Genomic DNA, 24672 nt, shown 5'->3' on the forward strand with positions numbered 1-24672 from the left:
TTGATATCGACATCGCGTTACCGCGCGACCGGGGTGAACACCCCAGGTGGAGGATTTGATCGTTCCATGCGCGCGCCGCAAAATCCGTTGCCCTCGCCCGGCCCGAACGTTGCCGCGGCGGTAGGTGGGCCGCGGCTCTCGCTGCTCCTGGTCGAGGACGATCGCGCCGATGCGTTGCTGGTCGAGGAACTCATCGCCGACGCCGCAGGCGAGTTCGACTTCGTCTGGTCCCAGACGATCTCCGATGCCGCCCGCACCCTCACCGAACAGCGCCCGGACTGCATTCTGCTGGACCTGAACCTGCCCGATTCCACCGGCATGGAGGCCGTGCACCGGCTCGGCGGGCTGGACAACACCGTCCCGATCATCGTGCTGACCGGTCTCACCGATGAGCACTTCGGGGTGTCCGCGGTGTCCTCGGGCGCCCAGGACTACCTGGTCAAGGGCCGGGTCGAGCCCGATACCCTGCGCCGCGCGGTGCTCTACGCCATCGAGCGCAAGCGCGCCGAGCTTGCCACCGTCGACCTGCACTCCAGCCGGCTGCGCGCCCTGGAGAACGCCCGGTTGGAACGCGGRCTGTTGCCGTCACCGGTGCTGCTGGACTCCCCCGGCGTCGACATCGTCACCCGGTCCCGCCCYAGCAGACAGGACGCCCTGGTCGGCGGCGACTTCTTCGATGTCGTACAGACCGACAACCGCACGGTGCACGTGATGATCGGCGACGTCGCGGGGCACGGCCCGGATGAGGCGGCGCTGGGAGTGGCGCTACGCATCGGGTGGCGCGCGCTGACCTTCGCGGGTCTGCGCGGCAACGAGCGGATGCGCGAGCTCGACCGGATTCTGACCACCGAGCGCCCGAGCAACGGCGTCTTCGCCACGCTGCTCAGCGTGGCTCTCGAACCCGACAGCGGTCAGTTCACCGCGGTACGTGCCGGCCATCCCGGACTGCTGCTCCAAGGCGGCGGCACGGTGGACTGGCTGGAACCCCGCGCGGGTGCCGCGCTGGGTCTCGGTGCCCGCGAGTGGCCGGTCGAACACTACGAGTTGCCCCGGGGGCACGGGCTGTTGCTGCTCACCGACGGGCTGTTCGAGGGGCATTCGGGACGCGGTGATGAGCGGCTCGGCGAAGAGGGACTGCTGACCATGGCCCGCTCGCTGGCCCGGTTACCCGGTGCCGACTTCGTGGAGGCGCTCATCGAGCATGCCGAGGCACGTGCGCACCAGCACGGCGGGCTCACCGATGACATCGCGGTGATCAGAGTGGAGCGGTCCTGAACATGAGACTTACCGTGCAAGGGTGGCAGAACCTGGTGCTCGCGGTCATCGGAACGGCCGTGCTGGCCTGCTCGATCGCGGCGACCATCCTGGTGAGCCAGGCAGACAAGGTGTCCAATCAGCTGCGCGACGGCGTGCAGCCGGCCCGGATCGCCGCCTACCAACTCCAGGCGGCGCTGCGTGATCAGGAAACCGCCGTCCGCGGCTACCTGATCACCAACGACCCGAGGTTCCTGGAGCCGTACAACGACGGCCGCGGCGCGGAAACCGATGCCGCCGAACAGATCCGGCAGTACCTGGCGGGCAAGGACGACCTCCTTGCCGACCTTGCGAACATCGAGGAAGCCGCCGAGGTCTGGCGAAGCGAATACGCGGATCCRCTGCTCGCAAGCGTCACCCCCTCGCAGCCGGTGGCCGACGCGAGCATCGATGAGGGCAAGGTGCTCTTCGATCGGCTGCGTGCGCTCTTCACCGTTCAGAACGATCACCTCAGCGAAGCCCGGGCGGCCGGCCTGGCGCACCTCGACGAGATCCGCGGCTGGCGCGACGCGGTGATGATCGCGATGATCCTCACGTTCGTCACCACCGCCGTGCTGCTGGCKGTCGTGATGCGCAACGCCGTCACCCGCCCCTTGTCGGGGCTGGCCGCGGCCTGCCGACGCATCACCGAGGGCAACTTCGGCGAACGCATCATCCCGCGCGGGCCCAGCGATATCCGGGCCATCAGCGCCGACGTCGAGGACATGCGCCAGCGCATCGTCGACGAACTCGAGATCTCCCGCTCGGCGCGAGCCGCCCTCGATGAACAGGCCGATGAGTTGCGCCGCTCCAACGCCGAACTCGAACAGTTCGCCTACGTCGCGTCGCATGATCTGCAGGAACCGCTGCGCAAGGTCGCGTCCTTCTGCCAGCTGCTGGAGAAGCGTTACGGTGACAAACTCGACGAGCGCGGCATCGAATACATCGGCTACGCGGTGGACGGCGCCAAGCGGATGCAGGTGCTCATCAACGACCTGCTCACCTTCTCCCGCGTCGGCCGGCTCAACGCGACCAACGCCGAGGTCGATCTCAACGCCGTGGTCGACGCCGCGCTGAGCAATTTGACCACCACGGTCGAGGAGACCGGGGCCGAGATCGTGCTGCCCGCTGCGCCGCTGCCCAACGTCGACGGCGATCCCACGTTGCTGGCGATGGTGTGGCAGAACCTGATCGGCAACGCGGTCAAGTTCCACCGCGACGGACTCGCCCCGCGCATCGCGATCGAATGCGAGGAGGGCACCGGCGAGCACGCCGAGAAGTATCTGTTTACCGTGACCGACAACGGGATCGGCATCGCCGAGGAATTCGTCGACAAGGTCTTCGTCATCTTCCAGCGCCTGCACGGCCGCGATTCCTACACCGGCACCGGCATCGGGCTGGCGTTGTGCAAGAAGATCATCGAGCACCACGGTGGGACGATCTGGATCGACACCTCCTACACCGACGGGACGCGGTTCAACTTCACGCTGCCCGTCATACCGACCACCGCGCCCGATATGGTGCCGCAACCGCAGTTGGAAGGAACGTCATGAGCTACCCCGAAGAGACCCGAGCGATCGACATCCTGCTCGTCGAGGACGATCCCGGGGACGAGTTGATCACCCGGGAAGCCTTCGAGCACAACAAGATCAAGAACAATCTGCACGTCGCCCACGACGGCGAGGAGGGCCTGGACTTTCTCTACCGGCGCGGCAAGTTCGCCGACGCGCCGCGACCGGACCTGATCCTGCTGGACCTCAACCTGCCCAAGTACGACGGCAGGCAGCTGCTGGAACAGATCAAATCCGACGAGAGCCTGAGCCTCATCCCGATCGTGGTGCTCACCACCTCGTCGGCCGAAGAGGACATCCTGCGCAGCTACAAGCTGCACGCGAACGCCTACGTGACCAAGCCGGTGGACCTCGACCAGTTCATGAGCGCAGTGCGCCAGATCGACGAGTTCTTCGTTCAGGTGGTGCGGCTGCCGCAGTTCTGAGCGATGTGGTCCCACTGCAGGCGCACCTCGGTGCCCGCCGCGGTGGAATCGATATCGGCGCGGTCGGCGAGCGCATGCATCAACGGGATACCGCGGCCACGGGCCACGTTGTGCGAGCCGTTGTCGTTGACCCGCCAGCGCCCCTCGTCGGTCACCGTCACGGTCAGCACGGCTGCGGCGTCGTCATAGGCCGCACGCACATGCATCAGACCGGGTTGCGGAGCACTGACATAGGCGAACTCGGCGGCGTTCGCCAATGCCTCGTAGACGGCCAGCAGCACATCGCTGGATTTTTCCGGGTCCAGTGAAAAATTCTCTCGCAACCACTCGGCCAGCTCTCGCCGGATCTCGCCTGCGAGTTCAGGGCCGGCCACCACGCCGATCTTCGCGAAGGTTGCGGAATCGCCTAGCTCTGTCATGTCGACCCGTGGCTACCCGTTTGTGCCTTTTTCTAACTCTGCAGGGCGGCGAGGGCCTCATCGAGTGTCGCGTAGAGATCGACGACCTCGGCGATGCCTACCAATTTCAGCGGCCGGCTGGTGGCCGGACCGTCCGCGACGACAACGAGTTTCACCGCGGGGGTGAGGTCACCGTGCGCGGCCACGAGCACACCCATGCCTGCTGACGCCAGGAACTCGACGGCGGTGAAATCGACCACCACTGCTGACGGTGAGCCCTCGGCCGCCGATCCGATCGCCGCTTCCAGCTTGGGAGCGGTGATCATGTCCACGGTTCCGGTGACCGACACCACGCTGATATTGCCGACACGGCTCTGCTTGATATCTCCATTGGCCGCTGTTGGCTGGCTGCTCATCGTTCCTCCGTCTTCACGCACCCGGAATTAGCTGTGCGTCGAGGACGCACAGACCAGGTCCTGGTCCCGGGCTACCCCATCGTAGCCACGCCGTCTGGCGTGGCTGACCTCCGACGCGACCACCGCGACCAGGATGGACACCGCCGCGGCGGTCAGCAGCACCGGCGGGCCGTACGGAAGCGCTGCCGCACCGATCAGCGGCGCGATCGAGATGCCGACGTACATCGCCGTCGAGTACCAGGCGAGCGCGACATTTGCGAAGCGCGAATCGATGAGCGCCAGCCGGTACTGGATGGCCACCGATGCGGCGAACCCGGCGATTCCGGACAGGGCGAACACCAGGGCGGTCGCGACCAGCGATCCGTGCGCAAAGATGAGCGAGACGAAGGCGACGGCCTGAGCCGCCAGCACGATCTGCAGCGTGCGACGGCTCCCGATGCGATCGGCCAGGCGTCCACCCAGGATGTTCCCGATGACGCCGGCCACGCCGTAGGCGAGCAGCAGGATCGCCAGCCGCTTGTGGTCGCCGCCGGTGGCGTCGTGGGTGATCACCGCGCTGAAGATGTAGACCATGTTGAACGCCAGCGTCATCAGCAGCGAGGCGGCGATGGCGAACACGATGCGGGGGTCCCGCAGCACCACGGCCCGCGCGCGCAGGTCCACCGCGGCGCTTCGCGGGACGTCGCGCACCACCAGCAGCAGCGCAGGCACGAGCACCGCAGCCAGACCTGCCAGCACCGACAGCGGCAGCCGCCAGCCGCCGACGTCGGCGAGCGCGGTGCCGATCGGGGATCCGATGGCCATGGCCAGCGTGAAGCCCATGCCGACCAGGGCGATGGCCCGGCCGCGCTGGGCGAGTTCCACCATCACCGGTGCCGCGCCGATCGCCGAGGGCACCAGCGCCGCGCCACCGAGAGCCGCGATGACCCGTCCCGCGGTGAAGACGGTGAAGGTGTCCGCCGCCGCGGCCAGGAACGTGCCGGCCGCGATGAGCACCAGACCGGCGGCCATCACGCGTTCCGGCCGAACCCGGCCGCAGGTGACCGACACCAGTGGGGATGCGACGGCGACCACGATCGCGTAGATGGAGATGGAGTAGCCGATGGTGCCGGGCCCGACGCCGAGCGTCTGGGCGATCTGGGGCAGCACCCCGGCGATGACGAACGCGTTGGTGGCCACCACGAACAGCCCGAGTGCGAGCAGACAGAGGCGCAGCGTACTTGCTCTGCTCACCCATCACCTCACGAAGAATTGGTACCTCAGCGTACCCGGTGTTCGGCCACTCGCCGAATTGCCGACTGTGCATCCAGCGCGAGAAAACCCGCGAAATCGCGATCTGTACGCACGCTCGTCGAACAGGGCCACACTCATGCCGCCTCCAACTCCAGCAGCGTCGTCTTGGCGGCCGCTCCGCCGGCGTACTGCCCGATCGACCCGTCGGTGCGCACCACCCGGTGGCATGGGATCACCAGCGGCAGCGGGTTACGTGCACACGCGGTGCCCACCGCCCGGACGGCCTTGGGGTTGCCGACTGCCGCCGCGACGGTCGCGTAGCTCTCACGGCGCCCGTAGCCGATATCGCGCAGATGCTCGATCACCTGGCGGCGGAAGCCGTCGGCCAGCCGCAGATCCAGCGGCAGGTCGAACTCCGTGCGCCGGCCGGCGAGGTACTCCTCGATCTCGGTGGCGGCATCGTCGAGGCGGGCCGGGGCGTGCAGGATGCGCGGGCTGATCCGCTTGGCCAAGGACTCCAGCGCGTCGCCGTCGACATCGAGGAACGCCACCCGCACCAGACCGAGCGGTGTCGTCGCCAGCAGCAGCCGGCCGACGGCGGTGTCCAGGGTTCGGTAGGCCACGTCGAGCAGGTCTGCGTCCTGAGCCGAACGCTCGAGGCGCCGGTGCAGCCGGGCCAGGGTGTCGGCGTCGGCGTCGATGCCGTCGAAGATCTCGGTCATGCTTCCTCCTTGAGGTAGGTCGTGCGCAGCGTCTTGATGCCGTCGGCCGCGGCGCGGCGGGCGGCGTCGGTGGATCCGCCGAGCAGATCCGCGATCTCGGCATAGGGCAGGCCGGCCAGGTAGCGGTAGGCCAGCGTGCGGCGTTGTTTGTCCGGCAACGCCTCCAGCGCCGCCCACAGGTCCGGGTCATGGTGGTCGGTGTGCCCGGTCTCGGGAACGGCGTCGACAGGATCGGGCGCCCGGGTGACCGCGCGCCCGATGTCGATGGCCTTGCGGTGCGCGATGGTCACCAGCCAGGCCTCCACGTTGGCGCCCGCGTCGAGCTGCGGGTAGGCCCGCATGGCGGACAGGAACGTCTCCGACCACGCGTCCTCGGCGTCGGTCGGGCCGACGACCGCCCGGCACACGCGGAGCACCATCGGCCCGTACTCGGTCACGATGTCCTCGAATGGTCGTCGCACAGTCACATTGTGTAGACGCCGCCCTGGACCGGAACGTGAGATGCCGAGTTCAGCCCGACTCACTCTCTTAGTTGTAGTAGCGTCGGCGGCATGGGCGCCAACGTGTGGATCCTGGGCGGCTATCAGAGCGACTACGCCCGCAACCTGCATCGAGAGGGCCACGACCTCGCCGACCTGACGGCCGAGGTCGTCCGCGAGACGCTGGACGCCGCGCGGACGCCGGCCACCGAAATCGGCGTCGTGCACGTCGCCAACGCCTTCGGCGAGATGTTCGCCGCGCAAGGTCACCTCGGCGCCATGCCGGCCACCGTCGAACCGGCCTTGTGGGACGTCCCGTCCTCCCGGCACGAGGCGGCCTGCGCTTCGGGCAGTGTCGCGGTACTGGCCGCCGTCGCCGATCTGCGGTCGGGGGCCTATGACAGCGCCCTGGTCATCGGCGTGGAACTGGAGAGGACGGTGCCCGGCGACACCGCGGCCGCCTACCTCGGCGCGGCCGCCTGGACCGGACACGAGGGCGACGACGCCACCTTCATGTGGCCGTACATGTTCAGCCGGGTCGCCGACGAGTACGACCGCCGGTATGGCCTCGATGACACCCACCTCGATGCCATCTCCATGCTCAACTACGCCAACGCGCGCGCCAACCCGAACGCCCAGACCCGCTCATGGGTTGTCGACACGGCATCCAATCCCGTTGTGGAAGGTCGGATCCGGCGACTGGACTGCAGCCAGATGACCGACGGCGGTGCCGGGGTGGTGCTGGTGAGCGACAACTTCCTGCGCGATCACCCCGACGCCCGGCCGATCGGGCGCATCGACGGCTGGGGCCACCGCACCGTGGGTCTGGGTCTGCAGCAGAAACTGGACCGCGCCGCCGACGATCCGTACGTGCTGCCGCATGTGCGTGCCGCCGCGCTCGACGCGTTCGGCCGCGCCCAGGTGGGCCTCGATGATCTCGATGGCTTCGAGGTGCACGACTGTTTCACGCCCAGTGAGTATCTCGCGATCGACCACATCGGGCTGACCGGGCCGGGCGAGTCCTGGAAGGCCATCGAGAACGGCGAGATCGAGATCGGTGGGCGGCTGCCCATCAACCCGAGCGGCGGGCTGATCGGCGGCGGGCACCCTGTCGGCGCCAGCGGTATCCGGATGCTGCTCGACGCCGCCAAACAGGTCAGCGGTACCGCGGGCGCGTACCAGGTGGAGGGCGCAAAGACGTTCGGCACCTTGAACTTCGGTGGCAGCACCGCCACCACCGTCAGCTTTGTCGTCGGTTCGACCCTGGAGGTTCTGTGAACGCCGATCTCGTCGCCAAGTTCGCGTCCACCCTGCCCCCGGACGACGATCATCCCTACCGCACCGGCGCCTGGCGCCCGCAGACCAGCGAATGGGACGCCGACGACCTGCTGGCCGTGGAAGGCGAGATCCCGGCCGACCTGGACGGGGTGTACCTGCGCAACACCGAGAACCCGCTGCACCCGGCGTTCAAGGCCTACCACCCATTCGACGGTGACGGCATGCTGCACATCGTCAGCTTCCGGGACGGAAAGGCAAGCTATCGCAACAGGTTCATCCGCACCGACGGTTTCCTGGCCGAGAACGAGGCCGCCGGTCCGCTGTGGCCCGGGATCGCCGAGCCGGTGGAGTTCGCCAAACGCGACTACGGCTGGGGCGCGCGCACCCTGATGAAGGACGCGTCGAGCACGGATGTCGCCGTGCACCGCGGTGTCGCGCTCAGTAGCTTTTACCAGTGCGGCGACCTGTACCGCCTCGACCCGTACACCGGTGAGACCTTGGGCAAACAGGATTGGGCCCCGGCCGGATTGGGGGTCTCGGCGCACCCGAAGGTCGACGACGCCACCGGTGAATTGCTGTTCTTCAACTACGGCAAGGACGCCCCCTACCTACACTACGGGGTGGTCGACGAGAACAACGCGATCGTGCACTACGTCGACGTCGAACTGCCCGGGCCCCGACTGCCGCACGATATGGCGTTCACCGAGAACTACGTGATTCTCAACGACTTTCCGTTGTTCTGGGATGCCGAGTTCCTCAAGCACAACGCGCACATTCCGCGCCTGCACCGCGACATGCCGTCCCGGTTCGCGGTGTTGCCGCGGCGCGGCGGGTCCGGTGATGTCCGATGGTTCGAGGCCGACACCACTTACGTCCTGCATTTCACCAATGCCTACGAGGACGGCGACGAGATCGTGCTGGACGGCTTCTTCCAGGGCGAACCCGAGCCCACCGAGGGTTTCGACAATGGGATGAACCCCAAGTGGCAGCGCATCTTCCGTGGGCTGTCGCTGGACGGGATGCAGACCAGGCTGCACCGCTGGCGGTTCAACCTCGTCACCGGCCAGACCCGGGAAGAGCAGTTGTCGGACAGCATCACCGAATTCGGGATGATCAACTCCGGCTTCGCCGGCCGCCCCTACCGCTACACCTACGCCGCCACCGGCAAGCCGGGGTGGTTCCTGTTCGACGGTCTGGTCCGCCACGATCTGCACACCGGCGCCGAGCAACGGTACGCCTTCGCCGACGGCGTCTACGGCAGCGAGACCGCCATGGCGCCCCGCGTCGGCAGTAGCGGCGAGGACGACGGCTACCTGATCACCCTCACCACAGACATGAACGCTGACGCCTCTTACTGCCTGGTGTTCGACGCCGCCCGGGTGTCGGACGGTCCGGTGTGCAAACTAGCGCTGCCCGAACGGATCTCCAGTGGCACGCACTCCACCTGGGCACCCGGCTCGGAGCTGAGGCGCTGGCGCGAGTGACACAACCCAACGCCGTCGCCCGGATGCTCGGGCTGCTCGGCGACGAATGGACCCTGCTGATCGTTCAGCAGGGTCTGCTGGGCGCCTCCCGGTACGGGGAGTTCATGGAACGGCTGCCCATCTCACATTCGGTGCTGACACGGCGTCTGGTCGCCATGGTCCAACACGACCTGATGACCCGGCGCCAGTACCAGTCCGGGCCGACCCGCTATGAGTATCTGCTCACCGCGCGCGGTCAGGCCCTGTGGCCGGTGCTGGTGGCGATCTGGGCATGGGAGCGCCGATGGGTGCCCGAGCATGCACTGCCCGCCATGCGCCACAACGACTGCACCCGCGACTTCTCCCCGCAGCTGACCTGCCGCGCCTGCAGCCTGGAGACCGACGAGAAACACCTTGTCGCGCAATGGGGTCCGAGCGGTTCCTGGCCGCGCTCGATGCCGGTGGGATCCACCCGGCGCCGTTCGCACAACGACCGGRCCACCCAGGCCGACCTGTTCCCGCAGACCATGAGCATCCTGGGCAACCGCTGGGCGTTCGCGATCATGGTGGCCGCCTTCGTCGGTACGACCCGGTTCACCGATTTCGCCGGCCAACTCGGGGCGCCGCCCGGATCGCTGACCGACCGGCTGCAGATCCTGGTCACCAACGGGGTGCTCGACGGCGGCTACCGGCTCACCGAGAAGGGGCGCGCGGTGCTGCCCATCATCCTCACCGCACTGGACTGGGCCCAGCACTGGTACGTCACCGACGAAGGGCCGGCGGTGCACGTCACCCACACTGCCTGCGGCAGTGAGTTCACCGCACAGCTGGCGTGTGATCAGTGCGGCGAGCCGCTACACGGGTCCGGGGTCGTGGCGGTCTGAGCGGGACCGCAGATTGTTGCGCACCGCCGGCCATTCGATGTCCAGGATCGAATAGACCACGGTGTCGCGGCGCGACCCGTCGGCCAGCAACTGGTGGCTGCGCAGGATGCCGTCGAGCTTGGCGCCCAGGCGCTCGATCGCGGCCCGGCTGGTCGAGTTGAAGAAGTGGGTGCGGAACTCGACGGCCACACAGCCGAGCACCTCGAAAGCGTGCGTCAGCAACAGCAGTTTGGCCTCGGTGTTCACCCCGGTCCGCCGGGCCGTGGCGGCATACCAGGTGGCGCCGATCTCGAGACGCCGGTTGGGTCCGTCGATGTTCAGGTAGCTCGTCGACCCGATCACGGTGCCGTCCAGGGCGCGCACCACAAAGGTGAAGACGCTCGGGTCGGCCAGCCTGGTCTGCACCCATTCGGCGGCGGTGTCCGGTGTCGGCACCTTGGTGAACCACAGGTCCCCGGTGTCCGCGGCGGCCGCCGCGATCTCGGCGGCGTGCCCGGCCTGCAGTGGTTCCAGCGTGACCCAGCGCTGCCCGGTCAGCACCACCGGCTCCACGAAGCTCATCGGTGCGCCCCGGTCTGCGCCCAGGCGACCACCATCGCCAGCACGGACAGCACGATGGCCAGTATCGTCATCGCCGCGGCCAGGTACATGCCGTACCCGGCGGCCACCGGCGCCTGCACGTACAGCCGGAAGTACCAGCCGATCAGTGCGGCCACGATCATCGAAACCGCCAGTGCCGCAGACGATGCCAGCCGCGCCGACAGCTGCCGGGCAGCCATCGCGGCGGCCACGATCAGCGTCGCCGCCAGCAGCACAATCAGCTGGCCGACCCCGAAGCCCGGCGGCGGCACCCCGATGGCGCCGACCTTGCCGCCGATCGCGTTGGCCCGACCGCCGCCGTCGGCGGAGGTGGTCAGCCACGGCAACCAGGCACTCACCGCCAGGACCAGCGCGCACAACGCAACCAGCCAGCCGGGACGCAATCGAGCCATGCGCCTCAGGTTATCGGGTCGCGCTGCGTACCCTGGGTCCCCATGACGGAACTACCCGAATGGGCCCGCCAGCTCGACCTGTCCCCGCACCCCGAAGGGGGCTGGTACCGCGAAACCTGGCGCAGTGAGCTGACGTTCCCGCAGTCGGCGCTCCCGTCGGATTACACCGGACCGCGGCGCGCCGGAACGGCCATCCTGTTCCTGCTGATGCCCGGCCAGCAATCGGCCTGGCACACCGTGCGCAGCGCCGAGCTGTGGATGCACCACCGGGGCAGCCCGCTGCTTCTGGAGGTCGGCCGCGAACAGGACTCGGCGCACACCGTGGTGCTGGGACCCGATATCGCCGCCGGCGAGCAGCCGCAGTCGGTGGTGCCGCCCGGGCACTGGCAGCGGGCGCGTCCGCGTGACGACGAGCCGACTCTGGTCAGTTGTGTGGTGGTGCCGGGCTTCGACTTCGCCGACTTCGCACTGAGCGCGGGTTAGTACCGCAGTGCCGTAACGGAATTCACCGCAGCCTACGAGAAGACCTTCTTGAACTGGTCCAGTGACTGCCGGATGTCACTCTTGAGCGCCCCGGCGACCACCATCCCGATCGGGCCGAACAGCGCCGGCCCGCCCAGATGAATGTCCAATTGCACGGAGGCACCGTCGGCGACGGGCTTGACCCGCGCGATCAGCTTGATCTTCACCCCACCGACGCCGTTGCCGTTGAGCGTCATCGACTCCGGCGGCTTGTAGTTGACGATGGTCCAGTGCACGCGGTTGAGCATGCCCTTGACCTCGACGATCGACTCGATCTCGGTGCCCTTGTCCAGCGTCTCGGGCAGCGCCGAGCGCCACATCTTGTGGATGCTCAGCCACTCCTTGAACCGGGACAGGTCCGAGGCCGCTTCCCACGCCTGCTCCGGCGACAACGGGACGTCGACGGAGACGGAAAGCTTCGCCACCCTTAGGAGGCCGGCGGGGCCGTCGGCGGCTCGTTGGCCGGCGGTACCTGGCCCGACTGCTGGGTCGGAGGCACCTGCTGGCCACCGGCCTGGTCGCGGGCGGCCTTCTTGGCGGCGTCCTGCACCTTGTCCACGTGCTGGGCGTATTTGCCCTGTGTCTTCTTGTCGACCAGGTCACCGGCCTTGTCGATCACGGTGTCGACCTTGTCGGCGTTCTTCGCCACCAGGCCTTTGATCTTGTTCAAGAAACTCATGACCCAACCCTAGCGCCAGAGCCGGCGGGGTTCACCGGACAATCGGCCCTCCACCCACCAGGCCACCTCGATGATCACCGCCGCCACCGCACCGATGACCAGCCCCATCGAGGTCAGCGCGAGATTGGACGGATCCAGCAGGAACGTCTCCTGGGCCAGCGGAATGGAGAAGATCACCACATAGGCCAGCGCGGACACCGCGACCAGCGCGATCCGCCACCACTCGTAGGGGCGGGCCACCACCGCCAGCACCCACACCGAGGCCACCAGCAGGGTGATCAGCGCCGTGGTGGAGGCCTGCGTCTGCTCGACATCGGTGGCGCCGCGGCCCTGATAGGCCAGCAGGTAGGAGATGAACGTGCTCAGGCCGACGACGACGCCTGCGGGCAGCGCGGAGGTCATCACCCGTCGCACGAAACCGGGGCGGGCCCGTTCGGAGTTCGGCGCCAGCGACAGGATGAACGCCGGGATGCCGATGGTGAACCAGGCCGCGATGGTGACGTGGATCGGCTGGAACGGATACAGCAGCGGATCGGACCCGAACAGCTTGGCCGACAACCCGCCGATGCCGACGAGTGCGGCCAGCAGCACCGAGTACACCGTCTTGGTCAGGAACAGGTTGGAGACCCGTTCGATATTGCCGATCACCCGGCGGCCCTCGCCCACCACATGCGGCAGCGTCGCGAACTTGTTGTCCAGCAACACGATCTGGGCCACCGCGCGGGATGCGGAGCTGCCCGATCCCATCGCCACGCCGATATCGGCGTCCTTGAGGGCCAGCACATCGTTGACGCCGTCACCGGTCATCGCCACGGTGTGCCCACGGCTCTGCAGGGCGTGCACCATGGCCCGTTTCTGGTCCGGGCGCACCCGCCCGAAGGTGGTGTACTGGTCGACGGCACTGGCGAGCTCGTCAGAAGTCTCGGGGAGTTGACGGGCATCGAGCGTCTCACCGTGCAGGCCGAGCGTCCCGGCCACCGCACCCACCGATTTGGCGTTGTCCCCGGAGATCACCTTGACCGTGACCTGCTGGGAGGCAAAGTAATCCAGCGTGTCACGGGCGTCCGGGCGCACCCGCTGTTCCAGCACGACGAGCGCGGCCGGGGTGACGGTGCCGGGTGCGTCCGGTGCATCGACCGAGTGCTCGCACGATCCCAGCAGCAGCACCCGCAGGCCCTGCGCGCCGATCCGCTCGGCCTCCTCGGCCTCCGGCGAGGCCGGGTCGAGCAGCACATCGGGGGCGCCGATCACCCAGTTGCCGTGCTCGCCGTAGGACGCGCCGCTCCACTTGGTGGCCGACTTGAACGGCGCCGACGCCGTGGCCGTCCAGCCCGGTGCGGTGTCATAGGCCTCGGCGATGGCCGCCATGCTGGCGTTGGGCCGGGCGTCGTCGGCGGCCAGCTGGGCCAGCACCGTGGCGCAGTCGGCTGTGACAATCCCCCGGTCGCTGCGCTCCTGCCCGCCGGCGCCGAGCGCCTTGAGTTCGGACAGCCGCATACCGTTCTCGGTCAGCGTGCCGGTCTTGTCCGCGCACACCACGTCGACCCGGGCCAGGCCCTCGATGGCGGGCAGTTCCTGCACCAGGCACTGGCGCTGCCCCAGTCGCACCACGCCGACGGCGAACGCGATGGACGTCATCAGCACCAGGCCCTCGGGCACCATCGGCACCAGCGCACCGACCATCCGCAGCACGGACTCCCGCCAGCCGGCGTCGGTGGTGAACAGCTGGGTGTAGATGATCAGGGCGCCGGCCGGCCACAGCAGGTAGGTGATGAACTGCAGGATCTTGTTGATGCCGGTGCGCAGTTCGGATTTCACCAGGGTGAACTTGCTGGCCTCCTCGGCGAGCTGGGCGGCGTAGGCCTCCCGCCCGACCTTGGTGGCCCGGTAGGCACCGGAGCCGGCGACGACGAAGCTGCCCGACATCACCGTGTCACCGGGATCCTTGGCCATCGCGTCGGCCTCGCCGGTCAGCAGCGACTCGTCGACCTCAAGGTTGTTCTCCTCCAGCACTTCCCCGTCGACGGTGATCTGGTCACCGGGGCCGACCTCGATGACATCGCCGAGCACCACCTCACTGGGCGCGAGCGCACGCGTCCCGGACTGCCTGCGCACCACGGGTTTGGCCTGCCCGACGATGGCCAGCTTGTCCAGGGTCTGTTTGGCGCGCAGTTCCTGGATGATGCCGATCGCGCTGTTGGCGACGATCAGCAGTCCGAACAGCCCGTTGATCAGTGAACCGGTGGCCACCACGATGGCGAACAGCACACCGAGGATCGCGTTGATGCGGGTGAACACGTTGGCGCGCACGATCTCCGAGACGCTGCGTGCTGCCCGGGTCGGCACGTCATTGGTCTTGCCGTCGGCCACCCGCTGGGCGACCTCGGCATCGGACAGCCCGGTGATCGTCGTCGTCACTTGAAGAACACCCCGTTGTGGTTGTCGTCGAAGTACTCCAGCGTCAACTTCACGCCGTCGAAGGTGGCCTTGGAAATCGTTCCCGGGGGCGCGTTCTCGGTGACGAATTCGAAGGTGAAGACGTCGCCGTCCCAGTGCGTCAGCTCCACGTCCAGCTTGGGCCCGAGCGCCAGGCGCAGCCGGCCGTCGCGTTCGGTGACCCGCGCCGGTCCCCAGAATTCGTTGTCGTAGGTGCCGGTGTAGGTCGACAATGCCGCTGCCGGTACCGATTTGGCCGGCGGTTGCTGTCCGACCAGCGAGCCGACCGGGTCGCTCATCGGCAGCAGCCGGGAGCTGTACAGCTCGTACCACGGTTCCCGAACCTGGCCGAACTGCACCAGATCGGCGAAGGACGCGTTGAGCGCCTCGGGCACCCCCGACGGTGTGGCGTTGGTCAGCGCGACGATCGCGACATCGGCCGACGGCAGTAGCAGGATGTTCGTGCCCGCACCCAATTCGAAGGCACCGGAGTGGCTGATCTCGGTGCGCGCCCCCGACGTCGACCCGACGTTGAAGCCGAACCCGTAGAAGCCGGACCGCATCGCCGGTTCGGTCCCCCGACTGGACACGACCTGCGGGGTCAGCGCGGGCAGCAGCGCATCGGCCTCGACGATCTGCTTACCGTCGTGGTTTCCGTTGGCCAGCACCATGGAAAGCCACCGGGTCATATCGTTGACCGACGAACTCGCCCCGCCCGCCGGGCCTTCGGCGTCCGCGTTGCGCACGTAGGCCGGTTCGAAACCCTGCGCCGTCCGGATGTGCCCGACGGCGCGGTTCGGCCGGCGTTCGTAATCGGCAAACCGGTAGCTGGTGGCGGCCATCCCGAGCGGGCCGAACAGCACGTCATCGGCGAGCGCCTCCCAGGGCTTACCCGCGCCGACGGCGACCGCCTCGGCACCGGCGGTGAAGCCGAAGTTGGTGTACGCATAGGAGATTCGGAACGGATCGAGCGGCAGCTGGCGAAGCTTCTCCAGCACGGCGCGCCGGTCGTAGCCGATGTCCTCCAGGATGTCCCCGGCGTGGTCGGGTAAACCGGAGCGGTGCGACATCAGATCACCGACGCTGACCATCGGGGTGACGGCGGGGTCCGACAGCGCGAACCACGGCAGTTTGGACACCACCGGGGTGTCCCATTCGATGGCGTCCGCACCGACCTGCTGGGCGACCACCGTCGAGGCCAGCGACTTCGACACCGACGCCAGCTGGAACACCGTGTCGGGGTCCACCGGTTCACCGGTCTTGACATCTTTGACACCGAAACCCTTGGCGTACACGGTCTTTCCGCCGTGCACGACGGCGACCGCCATCCCGGGGACGCCGGACTTCGACATCAGGTCCGCAGCGATACCGTCGAGCTGCGCGACGGCATTGTCCACCGCGTTCTCCGGCAGCGGCCCTGACGGCACCAGCGGCGGCGGTACCGGATCGGCCGGGGCCGCAGCAGGAGGCGGGGGCGGGTCAGCCGGTTGCGCTGTGTTCGAAGCCCCGCAACCAGCCAACAGCACAACCGCCGCGGCGACGCTCAAGATCAGTCTCACGGCGTCAACGCTATCGGGTCAGTCCCGCCACCATGGGTTGATCGTGAATGCACTGACCAGCTCACCCGGTTTCGGCGTCGCCACCGGTACCCCTTCGGCGGCGGCGGCCTTCAGCATCCGCTCCACCGGCTCCGACCACGGGTGCGGGGCCAGCCGGAACGTCGCCCAGTGGATCGGCACCAGCAGCCCGGTGTCGGTGACGTCGCGGTGCGCGCGCACCGCCTCCTCCGGGTTCATGTGGATGTCCGGCCAGCCCGGGTGGTACGCGCCGATCGGCATGAGGGTCAGGTCGAACGGCCCGTAGGCGTCCCCGATCCCGGCGAACCCGGCGGTGTACCCGGTGTCACCACCGAAGAACACGCGGTGTTGCGGGCCGATCACCGCCCAGGACGACCACAGCGTCACATTGCGGGTCAGGAAGCGGCCGGAGAAATGCCGGGCCGGGGTGCACACCAGGCGGATCGATCCGAGTTCGGCGCCCTCATCCCAGTCCAGTTCGACGATCCGCTCCGCCGGCAGACCCCAGGTACGCAGGTGCGCACCGATGCCGAGGGGCACGTAGAACTTGGCGCGCTGCGTGCGGGCCAGCGCCTTGATGGTGTCGATGTCGAGATGGTCGTAATGGTCGTGGCTGATGATCACCGCATCGATGGCGGGCAGCTCGTCGAGTTCGGCGGGCACCGGGTGCAGGCGCTGCGGCCCGATGACCCGGGACGGCGAGCACCGCTGGCTCCACACCGGGTCGGCCAGCACCCGGTAGCCGTCGACCTCGATGAGCGCCGAGGAGTGGCCGTACCAGGTGACGGCCAGATCCGCGGGCGCGGTGTCGACGGCTGGGCGGACCAGCGGGATCTCCCGGGGCGGGCGCTGCTGCTGGCCGCCGGTCAGGATGTCACGCACCAGCGCGAACTGATCGGCCCGGGTGAGCTGCGCCGGCGAGGCCGGTTCCCGGTTGACGAAGACACCGCCGTCATAGTTCGGCGACTTCTTGGCCGCTGGGCCGATGTCGACGGCGCCGAGCGCGGACGGCGCGCCCTGCACCGCTCGCAGCACCCAGCCGCCGGCGACCACTGCCGCGGTACCGCCCAGCAACCGGGCCGCCTGCGCGAACATCAGGCGCCGTAGAAGTTTGGTGCGCGCTTCTCGATCCGGGCGACCTGGGCTTCGATCACGTCCGGGCTGGCCCAGGCCTTCTCGAAGCCCTCCTTGTGGGCCGGCCACGGTTCCTCGTAGGCGCCGTCATCGTTGAGAACGCGCTTGGAGTGCGCGACCGAGAGCGGTGCGAAACCGGCGATCTCGGCGGCCCATGCCTGCGCTGCGGCGAGGTCGCCGACCCGGTTGACCATGCCGGTCTGCGCCGCGGTGTCGAGGTCGAGGCGCTCGGCGGCGATCAGCATGGCGCGGGCCCGGCCGTGCCCGACCAGGGACACCAGCCGGCGGATCGACCAGTTGTCGAGCGCCAAACCGTACTTGGCGATCGGGAACTGGAAGTAGGTGCCTGCGGCGGCGACCCGCAGATCGCAGATCATCGACAGGATGACCCCAGCCCCGATTGCCGGGCCGTTCAGCGCCGCGACGACGGGCACCGGGCTGGCATCGATGGCCAGGTTCAACGCGGTGATCTTGTCCGGCAGTTCCTGCGCCACACCCTCGGCGTCGGACAGATCGGCGCCGGCGCTGAACACCGAACCCTGCCCGGTCAGCACGATGGCGCGGGCATCCGAAACAGCGGCTTTCTCGATCTCTTCGCGCAGGCCGTCGACGAGTGCGGCGTTGAGCGCGTTGCGGCGCTCAGGGCGCTGCATTTCCAGGGTGACGACGTTGCCGTCGCGGGTCACTCCAATCATGGACCCCAGCCTATTAGCCTTCTCGTGTGAGCAGCGCGCTGGCACTACGTGACGCCGTCCTGGACGAGGGGTCCTTCCGCAGTTGGGACAGCGCACCCCTGCAGGTTGCCCAGTCCGATTCCTACCGCGCGGAACTGGCCGCGGCCGCCGAGAAATCGGGTCTGGACGAATCGGTACTGACCGGCGAGGGCACCGTCCATGGACGGCGGGTGGCCGTGCTGGCCTGCGAGTTCGACTTCCTGGCCGGCTCGATCGGGGTGGCCGCCGCCGAGCGGATCACCGCCGCGATCACCCGGGCCACCGCCGAGCGGTTGCCGTTGCTGGCCTCCCCCGCCTCCGGGGGCACCCGCATGCAGGAGGGCACCGTCGCCTTCCTGCAGATGGTGAAGATTGCGGCCGCCGTCGAACTGCACAAGCGCGAACATCTGCCCTACATCGTGTATCTGCGCCACCCCACCACCGGCGGGGTGTTCGCATCCTGGGGTTCGCTCGGGCACGTCACCGCCGCCGAACCCGGTGCGCTGATCGGCTTCCTCGGCCCCCGGGTGTACGAGCACCTCTACGGCGAGAAGTTCCCGCCCGGGGTGCAGACCGCGGAGAACCTGTACCGGCACGGCGTCATCGACGGGGTGGTGCCGCTGGAGGCGCTGCGCTCGGTGCTCAACCGCACACTGGCGGTGATCCTCGATCCGCCCGGCCCGCCGCCGCCGGCACCTGAACTCACCGAGATCGCCGACATCCCGGCCTGGGATTCGGTGCTGGCCTCCCGGCGGCCCGACCGTCCCGGCGCCGAGTACGTGCTGCGGCACGGCACGACGGACCCGGTGGTGCTCTCCGCGACCAACACCAGTTCCGGTCAGACGCTGCTGGCGCTGGCCCGGTTCGGCGGCCAGCCCGCGGTGGTGCTGGGTCAGCGCCGGCTCGGCATGCTGGGCCCCGAGGCGTTGCGCGAGGCACGCCGCGGGATGGCGCTGGCCGGCGGTCTGCGGTTGCCGCTGGTGTCGTTCATCGACACCGCCGGCCCGGCGCTGTCCGTGGACGCCGAGCAGGACGGCCTGGCCGGTGAGATCGCGCGCTGCCTGGCCGAATTGGTGACACTCGAGGTCCCGACGGTGTCGGTGCTGCTCGGTCAGGGCAGCGGCGGCCCGGCGCTGGCGATGGTGCCCGCCGACCGGGTGCTGGCCGCCCAGCACGGCTGGCTGGCGCCGCTGCCGCCGGAAGGGGCCAGCGCGATCGTGTTCCGCGATACCGATCATGCGCCGGAATTGTCTGCCGCCCAAGGGATCCGGTCAGCGGATCTGCTGCGCAACGGGATCGTCGACGCCATCGTCCCCGAACTCGACGACGCCGCCGACGAACCGATGGCCTTCACCGCACGGCTGTCGGCGTCCATCGCCGACGAGCTCTACCGGCTGCGCGCCATGTCCGACATCGAGCGGGTCGGCACCCGGCTACACCGTTACCGGCGCATCGGGCTGTAGACGGGCGCCTCGACGGTGGGGATGCGGATGCTGAAAGTTGTTCGGCCCGAACCTGACTGAGCATCGATGGTGCCGCCGTGCGCCTCCACGATGGACGACACGATGGACAGGCCGAGACCGAAACTGCCCGCCTCCCGGGACCGCGACTTGTCGGCGCGCACGAACCGTTCGAACAGGTGCGGCAGCAGCTCGGCCTCGATACCGGGTCCGTCATCGGCAACGCTGAGCTGCACATGCGCCGGGCCGGTGACGATCGCGGTCCGCACGGTGGTGCCCTCCGGGGTGTGCACCCGGGCGTTGGACAGCAGGTTCGCAACCGTCTGATGCAGCCGGGCCCGGTCGCCGAGCACCCACACCGGATGGTCGGGCACGTCGACCAGCCAGCGGTGCGACGGTGCGGACACCGCGGCGTCGTTGACGGCGTCGACCACGAGTTCGGAGAGGTCGACCTCCGTCCGTTCCAGGTCCTGACCTTCGTCGAGGCGGGCCAGCAACAGCAGGTCGGCGACCAGTGTGGTCATCCGGCTCGCCTCCCCCTCGATCCGGGCCAGCGCGTACTCGGTCATCTTCGGCAGCGCTGCGCTGTCCTGCCTGGTCAGCTCCGCGTACCCGTGGATGGCCGCCAGCGGGGTGCGCAGCTCGTGGCTGGCGTCGGTGATGAACTGCCGCATCCGTCGGTCGGACGCGGCGACATCGGACAGTGCGTGTTCGACGTGATCGAGCAGGGTGTTCAGGGTGGCGCCGACCAGGCCGACCTCGGTGCGCGGATCGGTGTCACCGGCGGGTACCCGCGGGGTGATGGCGTGGTTGTCGCGGTCCAGCGGCAGCGCCGCCACCTCCGCGGCGGTCGCCGACACCCGGTTCAGCGGGCGCAGCGCGAACCGCACGACGGCCAGCGTGCTCAGCGCGGTGACCACCAGCGCCAGCAGTGTCATCGCCGAGACCACCGCCGTCTCGCGGATCATCGCGTCCCAGGCCGGGGTCCGTGACACCCCGGTGACCAGGACCTCGTTCCCGTCACCGGGTCGCCCGACCATGCGGTACCAGCCCAGACCGGGTAGCTCGACGCTGCGGGGCTGCGGGTCGACCCACGACATCTCGGCGATCGTGCGCACCGCATCCGGCGGCGCCTGCTCGGCATCGCCGTCGCCGAAGTGTGCCGAATCGACGGCCTGCCCGCCCTGGATCAGGACGACGACGTTGCCCGGCGCTTGCCCGATCAGATTGATCAGGGGCTTCATGGCACCCGGTGCGGGCAGCTGACCGCCGGGTCCCGGTGTGCTGCGGTACTTGATCACCGAACTGACACAGCCTTGCGCCGCGCCGGCGAGTTGGGCGTCGATGATGCCCAGCACCGAGGACCGCAACGTCACCACCGACGCCGCCCCGATGGTCGCCATCGCGAGCATCACCACCACCGAGACGCCGACCACCAGCTGCTTGAGCAGGGTCCAGCTGCGCCAGATGCGCTTCACGGCGCGGCGCGCAGCAGGTAGCCCACACCGCGCACGGTGTGGATCATCGGTTCGCGGTCGGTGTCGAGCTTCTTGCGCAGGTAGGACACGTACAGATCGACGATGCTGGTCTTGCCGCCGAAGTCGTAGTCCCACACGTGTTGCAGTATCTCGTTGCGGCCCAATGCCCGTCGCGGATTGCGCATCATGAACCGCAGCAGGTCGAACTCGGTGGAGGTCAGGGCCACCGGCTCGCCACCGCGGGTCACCGCACGGCTGGCCACATCGAGGGAAAGGTCACCGACGGTCAGCGATTCGTCCTCGGCCGGTGTCAGATAGGCGGTGCGCCGCAGCAATCCGCGTAGCCGTGCGACCAGTTCTTCGAGCGAGAACGGTTTGGTCATGTAGTCGTCGCCGCCGGCGGTCAGCCCGTTGACCCGGTCGGCCACCGAGTCGCGGGCGGTGAGGAACAGCGTCGGGGTGTAGGTGTCGGATTCGCGGATCTGGGCGAGCACGCCGAGGCCGTCGGTATCGGGCAGCATGATGTCCAGAACCARCAGATCAGGGGTGGCGGCGCGATACTTGGCCACCGCTTCGGCGGCGTCGTGGGCGACGTCGATCTCCCAGCCCTCGTACTGCAGGGCCATCCTGATCAGATTGGTCAGCGCGCGTTCGTCATCGACGAGCAGCACCCTGATCGGTGAGCCGTCGGCGCGGTACATCCGCGGCAGCTGACCGAGGATGGCGCGGCGCGGCCCCTGGCCATCGGTCGGTGCGGACGTCACCGGACCATTGTCGCCGCTGTCTACCGCGCGGGCACCCACTCCGACATTTGAATCGTCTATGAGAGTCGCGTCCGGTGCCCGTCCAGCCAGAAGACTTGGCCCCTGGCCGACATCCCACGAAAGGGTCGAACATCATGTCCACCTCCACCGCCCGCTCGACATCGACGGTCGACACCCGCCTGTCGTCGAACTCCGGTGTCGCGCTCGGCATCTTCCGCATCCTCGTCGGGCTGATGTTCGCGATGCACGGGACGGCGAAACTGTTCGCGTTCCCCAGCGGCTCCCCGGTGGCCTTCGGCGCCTGGCCGGCGTGGTGGGCCGGCGTGCTCGAGATCGTCCTCGGCCTGCTCATCACGGTGGGCCTGGCGACCAGGGCGGCCGCGTTCATCGCTTCCGGCATGATGGCGGTCGCCTACTTCTGGCGGCATTTCCCGGATGGCTTCTGGCCCATCGACAACGGTGGTGAGAGCGCGGTGCTGTACTGCTTCATCTTCCTGCTGCTGGTCTTCGTCGGACCCGGGTCGCTCGCGGTGTCCCGCCGCTAATTGACTGAAGCGCAATATCTCTGAGCGCTGGATGTAGCCACCACTTTCCGGTACACGCGTGCCAACATCTGACGCATGGCCACATCCACCATTGCCAACGTCGCACAATTCAAGGACCCGCTGACCTCCAGAGTGCCCACCGCGCTGGGCGTCTTCCGCATCCTGGTGGGCCTGATGTACGCCATGCACGGCACCGTCAAACTGTTCGGCGTTCCCAGCGGTTCGACGGTGGACTTCGGCGCCTGGCCGGGCTGGTGGGCGGCGGTGCTGGAAGTGGTGTTCGGGCTGCTCATCGCGGCCGGTGTGCTGACCCGGGTGGCGGCGTTCATCTCCTCGGGCGTGATGGCGGTCGCCTATTTCTGGAAGCACTTCCCGGACGGCTTCTGGCCCATCGACAACGGCGGAGAGACCGCGGCGCTGTACAGCTTCATCTTCGCGCTGCTGGTGTTCACCGGCCCGGGTGCGCTGGCGCTGCGCCGCTAAACCTCGATCGGCGGGTTCAACCTCTCCATCGTGTACTGCCGGTCGCGGCGCGCCGCCCACGAACTGGCGGCCAGCGCCGCGATGAGCAGCCCACCGAGTACCGCGATCGCCACCACCATCCGGGAGTCGAACCCGCCGGCGATGGTCTGCCGTAAACCGTTGACGGCGTAGGTCATCGGGTCGAACGGATGCAGTATCTGGAAGGGTTTGGCCGTGGTCTCCACCGGATAGATGCCGCCCGCCGACACCAGTTGCAGCATCAGGAACGCCAGCGTCACGACCCGTCCCACCGACACCCCGAACAACGCGTTGAACGCCTGGATGATGGCCAGGAACGTGGCACCGATCAGCAGCAGGAACGCCACCGTCGCCAGCGGGTACCTGGCCTGCAGGCCGACCCCGAAGTGCACCACCACATACATCACCGAGACCTGGCAGACGACGATCAACAGCGCGGGCCAGTAGGATGCCAGCACCACCCGCAGGGCACCGAGGCCGTGCACGATCGGTCGGGACTGCATGGGCTTCAACAACATCCAGATGATGAGCGCCCCGATGAACAATGCCAGCGGCAGGAAGAACGGGGCGAACCCGGTGCCGAAGGTGGCGGCCGGATTGTCGGTCTGCAACTCCAGGCTGACGGGCGCGGCCAAGGTTCGGGCGACGTCGGTGCGCTGCTGCGGCGTCCAGTTCGGCACCTGCGCCGAGCCCTCCTTGAGCTTGCTGGCCAACTCGGCACTGCCGTCGGCCAGTTTCTGCGTGCCATCGGCCAGTTGCGTTGCCCCATCGGATAACTGACCGCCACCGTTGGCCAGTTGCACCAGGCCGCTGTTGAGCTGATGCGCACCGGTGTCGAGCCGGTCCACCCCGTCCTTCAGGGCGGCGACATCGCTGCGCAAGCCACCGTTGAGCGCCCGGGTGATGAACACCCGCAGCTTGCTGTTCGGGTCCCCGAGTTCCCCCTCCAGCCGGGACGCGCTGTCGCGCAGCCGGATCAGTCCATCATCGGTGGCCGGGTCGATACCGTTGGTCCGCAGCAGCCGCTGCGCCCCGGCCAGTACGTCGCCGGCATGGCGCACCGTCGGGTCCGGGTTGGTCTGCAGCAAGCCGAGCGCCTGGTCGACGATGGCCGCGGCCTGCACCTGATCGATGTTCAGCGCGGCGATCCGGTCGGTGGTGGAACGCACTGCGCCGCTGAGACGCTGCGCCAGCAGACCGACCTCGTCGGGGTCGAGTTGCAGACCGCCCGCCCGGTCCAGCATCTCCAGCAACGGCCCGGTGGCCGAGTCCACCCGGGTGGCCAGTTGCCGGGTACCGGCCATCAGCTCAGCCGAACCGTCGCGCGCCACAACGAGTCCGGCGGTCAACTGGTCTGCACCCGAAGCCAGCCGCTGCGCGCCGTCGTTGGCCTCGGCATTGCCGGACGCCAGTTGCTGCGCGCCGTCGGCGGCCTTCACCAGTCCGTCGCCGGCGTCGGTCAGCCCGGTCAGCACCGTCTCCAGGGTGCGTTGCCCGATGCTCGCGTTGACCTGGTTGATCACCTCGCGGGCGGCGTTCTGCCCGATGATCGACCCCAGGTAGTTGTTGGCGTCGTTGAATTTGAAGTCGATGCGCGCCTGCTGCGGCGAGTCGCCGGACGGTGAGGCGACGTCGGCGCTGAAGTCCTGCGGCAGCGTCACCGAGAAGTAGTACTTGCCGCTGCTCACCCCGTCGGCGGCCTCGGTGGC

General features: G+C 68.4%; 26 protein-coding genes. 10 read left to right on the forward strand and 16 right to left on the reverse strand.

The genetic code is table 11. The features are described 5' to 3' along the window. Nucleotides 1–66 precede the first annotated feature (66 nt). The 3 genes from AC1DTF_RS04325 to AC1DTF_RS04335 are packed head-to-tail and all read left to right on the forward strand — an operon-like array spanning nt 67 to nt 3289. The gene (locus AC1DTF_RS04325) at nt 67–1275 is read left to right on the forward strand and encodes a PP2C family protein-serine/threonine phosphatase (RefSeq protein WP_477473177.1); all 1209 of its coding nucleotides are present in this window, start codon (nt 67–69) and stop codon (nt 1273–1275) included. 2 nt (nt 1276–1277) lie between these two features. Further along, nucleotides 1278–2846, forward strand: a complete 1569-nt coding sequence (locus AC1DTF_RS04330; RefSeq protein WP_057168419.1) for a sensor histidine kinase — start codon at nt 1278–1280, stop codon at nt 2844–2846. Further along, on the forward strand, nt 2843–3289 hold the full coding sequence (locus tag AC1DTF_RS04335) for a response regulator (protein WP_057168420.1): 447 nt from the start codon (nt 2843–2845) through the stop codon (nt 3287–3289). Before AC1DTF_RS04330 ends, AC1DTF_RS04335 begins: the two co-directional genes overlap by 4 nt. Here AC1DTF_RS04335 and AC1DTF_RS04340 read toward each other — a convergent pair. The 5 genes from AC1DTF_RS04340 to AC1DTF_RS04360 all read right to left on the reverse strand — a co-directional run bounded on the left by AC1DTF_RS04340 (nt 3262) and on the right by AC1DTF_RS04360 (nt 6477). Further along, nucleotides 3262–3708, reverse strand: a complete 447-nt coding sequence (locus AC1DTF_RS04340) for an ATP-binding protein (RefSeq protein ID WP_057168421.1) — start codon at nt 3706–3708, stop codon at nt 3262–3264. The genes AC1DTF_RS04335 and AC1DTF_RS04340 overlap by 28 nt on opposite strands. A gap of 32 nt (nt 3709–3740) precedes the next feature. Beyond that, nucleotides 3741–4103, reverse strand: coding sequence for an STAS domain-containing protein (locus AC1DTF_RS04345; protein ID WP_057168422.1), 363 nt, complete (start codon nt 4101–4103; stop codon nt 3741–3743). A gap of 27 nt (nt 4104–4130) precedes the next feature. Next, a complete protein-coding gene (locus AC1DTF_RS04350) occupies nt 4131–5336 on the reverse strand; it encodes an MFS transporter (protein WP_057168423.1) in 1206 nt (401 codons plus the stop codon). A gap of 134 nt (nt 5337–5470) precedes the next feature. After that, nucleotides 5471–6058 (reverse strand): methylated-DNA--[protein]-cysteine S-methyltransferase, encoded by a 588-nt coding sequence (locus AC1DTF_RS04355; protein ID WP_477473178.1) that lies wholly within the window; start codon nt 6056–6058, stop codon nt 5471–5473. Continuing rightward, nucleotides 6055–6477, reverse strand: coding sequence for an RNA polymerase sigma factor (locus AC1DTF_RS04360; protein WP_477473195.1), 423 nt, complete (start codon nt 6475–6477; stop codon nt 6055–6057). The genes AC1DTF_RS04355 and AC1DTF_RS04360 overlap by 4 nt, the downstream gene beginning before the upstream one ends. A 132-nt stretch (nt 6478–6609) precedes the next feature. Between AC1DTF_RS04360 and AC1DTF_RS04365 the strand changes: the two genes are divergently transcribed. The 3 genes from AC1DTF_RS04365 to AC1DTF_RS04375 are packed head-to-tail and all read left to right on the forward strand — an operon-like array spanning nt 6610 to nt 10162. Further along, on the forward strand, nt 6610–7815 hold the full coding sequence (locus AC1DTF_RS04365) for an acetyl-CoA acetyltransferase (RefSeq protein WP_477473179.1): 1206 nt from the start codon (nt 6610–6612) through the stop codon (nt 7813–7815). Further along, nucleotides 7812–9299 carry a carotenoid oxygenase family protein gene (locus tag AC1DTF_RS04370; protein WP_477473180.1) on the forward strand — a complete coding sequence of 496 codons (1488 nt, stop codon included), beginning with the start codon at nt 7812–7814 and terminating at the stop codon, nt 9297–9299. Before AC1DTF_RS04365 ends, AC1DTF_RS04370 begins: the two co-directional genes overlap by 4 nt. Nucleotides 9300–9322: 23 nt before the next feature. Further along, nucleotides 9323–10162 carry a winged helix-turn-helix transcriptional regulator gene (locus AC1DTF_RS04375; protein ID WP_477473196.1) on the forward strand — a complete coding sequence of 280 codons (840 nt, stop codon included), beginning with the start codon at nt 9323–9325 and terminating at the stop codon, nt 10160–10162. On the opposite strand, the gene AC1DTF_RS04380 is transcribed toward AC1DTF_RS04375, so the two are convergent. Beyond that, nucleotides 10133–10723 carry a GNAT family N-acetyltransferase gene (locus tag AC1DTF_RS04380; protein ID WP_477473181.1) on the reverse strand — a complete coding sequence of 197 codons (591 nt, stop codon included), beginning with the start codon at nt 10721–10723 and terminating at the stop codon, nt 10133–10135. The two genes, AC1DTF_RS04375 and AC1DTF_RS04380, sit on opposite strands and share 30 nt — an antisense overlap. Then, on the reverse strand, nt 10720–11154 hold the full coding sequence (locus tag AC1DTF_RS04385) for a hypothetical protein (protein WP_477473182.1): 435 nt from the start codon (nt 11152–11154) through the stop codon (nt 10720–10722). Before AC1DTF_RS04385 ends, AC1DTF_RS04380 begins: the two co-directional genes overlap by 4 nt. Nucleotides 11155–11196: 42 nt before the next feature. On the opposite strand from AC1DTF_RS04385, the gene AC1DTF_RS04390 reads away from it, so the two are divergent. Next, nucleotides 11197–11637 carry a cupin domain-containing protein gene (locus tag AC1DTF_RS04390; RefSeq protein WP_477473183.1) on the forward strand — a complete coding sequence of 147 codons (441 nt, stop codon included), beginning with the start codon at nt 11197–11199 and terminating at the stop codon, nt 11635–11637. Nucleotides 11638–11669: 32 nt separating this feature from the next. On the opposite strand, the gene AC1DTF_RS04395 is transcribed toward AC1DTF_RS04390, so the two are convergent. The 6 genes from AC1DTF_RS04395 to AC1DTF_RS04420 are packed head-to-tail and all read right to left on the reverse strand — an operon-like array spanning nt 11670 to nt 18197. After that, nucleotides 11670–12101 carry a type II toxin-antitoxin system Rv0910 family toxin gene (locus AC1DTF_RS04395; protein ID WP_057168430.1) on the reverse strand — a complete coding sequence of 144 codons (432 nt, stop codon included), beginning with the start codon at nt 12099–12101 and terminating at the stop codon, nt 11670–11672. Nucleotides 12102–12103: 2 nt separating this feature from the next. Further along, complete coding sequence (locus AC1DTF_RS04400; RefSeq protein ID WP_477473184.1) at nt 12104–12355, reverse strand: antitoxin; 252 nt, start codon at nt 12353–12355, stop codon at nt 12104–12106. A 9-nt stretch (nt 12356–12364) separates the two neighbouring features. Beyond that, nucleotides 12365–14773, reverse strand: coding sequence for a cation-translocating P-type ATPase (locus AC1DTF_RS04405; RefSeq protein WP_477473185.1), 2409 nt, complete (start codon nt 14771–14773; stop codon nt 12365–12367). Then, entirely contained in the window at nt 14770–16350 is a 1581-nt protein-coding gene (locus tag AC1DTF_RS04410) for a serine hydrolase (protein ID WP_477473186.1), read from the reverse strand. Before AC1DTF_RS04410 ends, AC1DTF_RS04405 begins: the two co-directional genes overlap by 4 nt. Before the next feature lie 18 nt (nt 16351–16368). Further along, a complete protein-coding gene (locus AC1DTF_RS04415) occupies nt 16369–17463 on the reverse strand; it encodes an MBL fold metallo-hydrolase (protein ID WP_477473187.1) in 1095 nt (364 codons plus the stop codon). Continuing rightward, a complete protein-coding gene (locus tag AC1DTF_RS04420) occupies nt 17463–18197 on the reverse strand; it encodes an enoyl-CoA hydratase (protein WP_477473188.1) in 735 nt (244 codons plus the stop codon). Before AC1DTF_RS04420 ends, AC1DTF_RS04415 begins: the two co-directional genes overlap by 1 nt. A gap of 26 nt (nt 18198–18223) precedes the next feature. Here AC1DTF_RS04420 and AC1DTF_RS04425 point away from each other — a divergent pair, with 26 nt between their 5' ends. Beyond that, nucleotides 18224–19678: an acetyl-coenzyme A carboxylase carboxyl transferase subunits beta/alpha gene (locus tag AC1DTF_RS04425; protein ID WP_057168436.1), complete on the forward strand. Its 1455-nt coding sequence runs from the start codon at nt 18224–18226 to the stop codon at nt 19676–19678. On the opposite strand, the gene AC1DTF_RS04430 is transcribed toward AC1DTF_RS04425, so the two are convergent. Together AC1DTF_RS04430 and AC1DTF_RS04435 are read right to left on the reverse strand one after the other, a co-directional pair. After that, nucleotides 19657–21153: a sensor histidine kinase gene (locus AC1DTF_RS04430; protein ID WP_477473189.1), complete on the reverse strand. Its 1497-nt coding sequence runs from the start codon at nt 21151–21153 to the stop codon at nt 19657–19659. The two genes, AC1DTF_RS04425 and AC1DTF_RS04430, sit on opposite strands and share 22 nt — an antisense overlap. After that, nucleotides 21150–21854, reverse strand: a complete 705-nt coding sequence (locus AC1DTF_RS04435; protein WP_057168617.1) for a response regulator transcription factor — start codon at nt 21852–21854, stop codon at nt 21150–21152. Before AC1DTF_RS04435 ends, AC1DTF_RS04430 begins: the two co-directional genes overlap by 4 nt. A 197-nt stretch (nt 21855–22051) precedes the next feature. Between AC1DTF_RS04435 and AC1DTF_RS04440 the strand changes: the two genes are divergently transcribed. After that, on the forward strand, nt 22052–22462 hold the full coding sequence (locus AC1DTF_RS04440) for a DoxX family protein (RefSeq protein WP_477473190.1): 411 nt from the start codon (nt 22052–22054) through the stop codon (nt 22460–22462). A 75-nt stretch (nt 22463–22537) separates the two neighbouring features. Continuing rightward, on the forward strand, nt 22538–22945 hold the full coding sequence (locus tag AC1DTF_RS04445; RefSeq protein ID WP_477473191.1) for a DoxX family protein: 408 nt from the start codon (nt 22538–22540) through the stop codon (nt 22943–22945). On the opposite strand, the gene AC1DTF_RS04450 is transcribed toward AC1DTF_RS04445, so the two are convergent. Beyond that, a partial coding sequence (locus tag AC1DTF_RS04450; RefSeq protein ID WP_477473192.1) for a YhgE/Pip family protein occupies nt 22942–24672 on the reverse strand: 1731 nt, incomplete at its 5' end. The two genes, AC1DTF_RS04445 and AC1DTF_RS04450, sit on opposite strands and share 4 nt — an antisense overlap.

This window comes from Mycobacterium sp. P4_H6 (genome assembly GCF_056400845.1).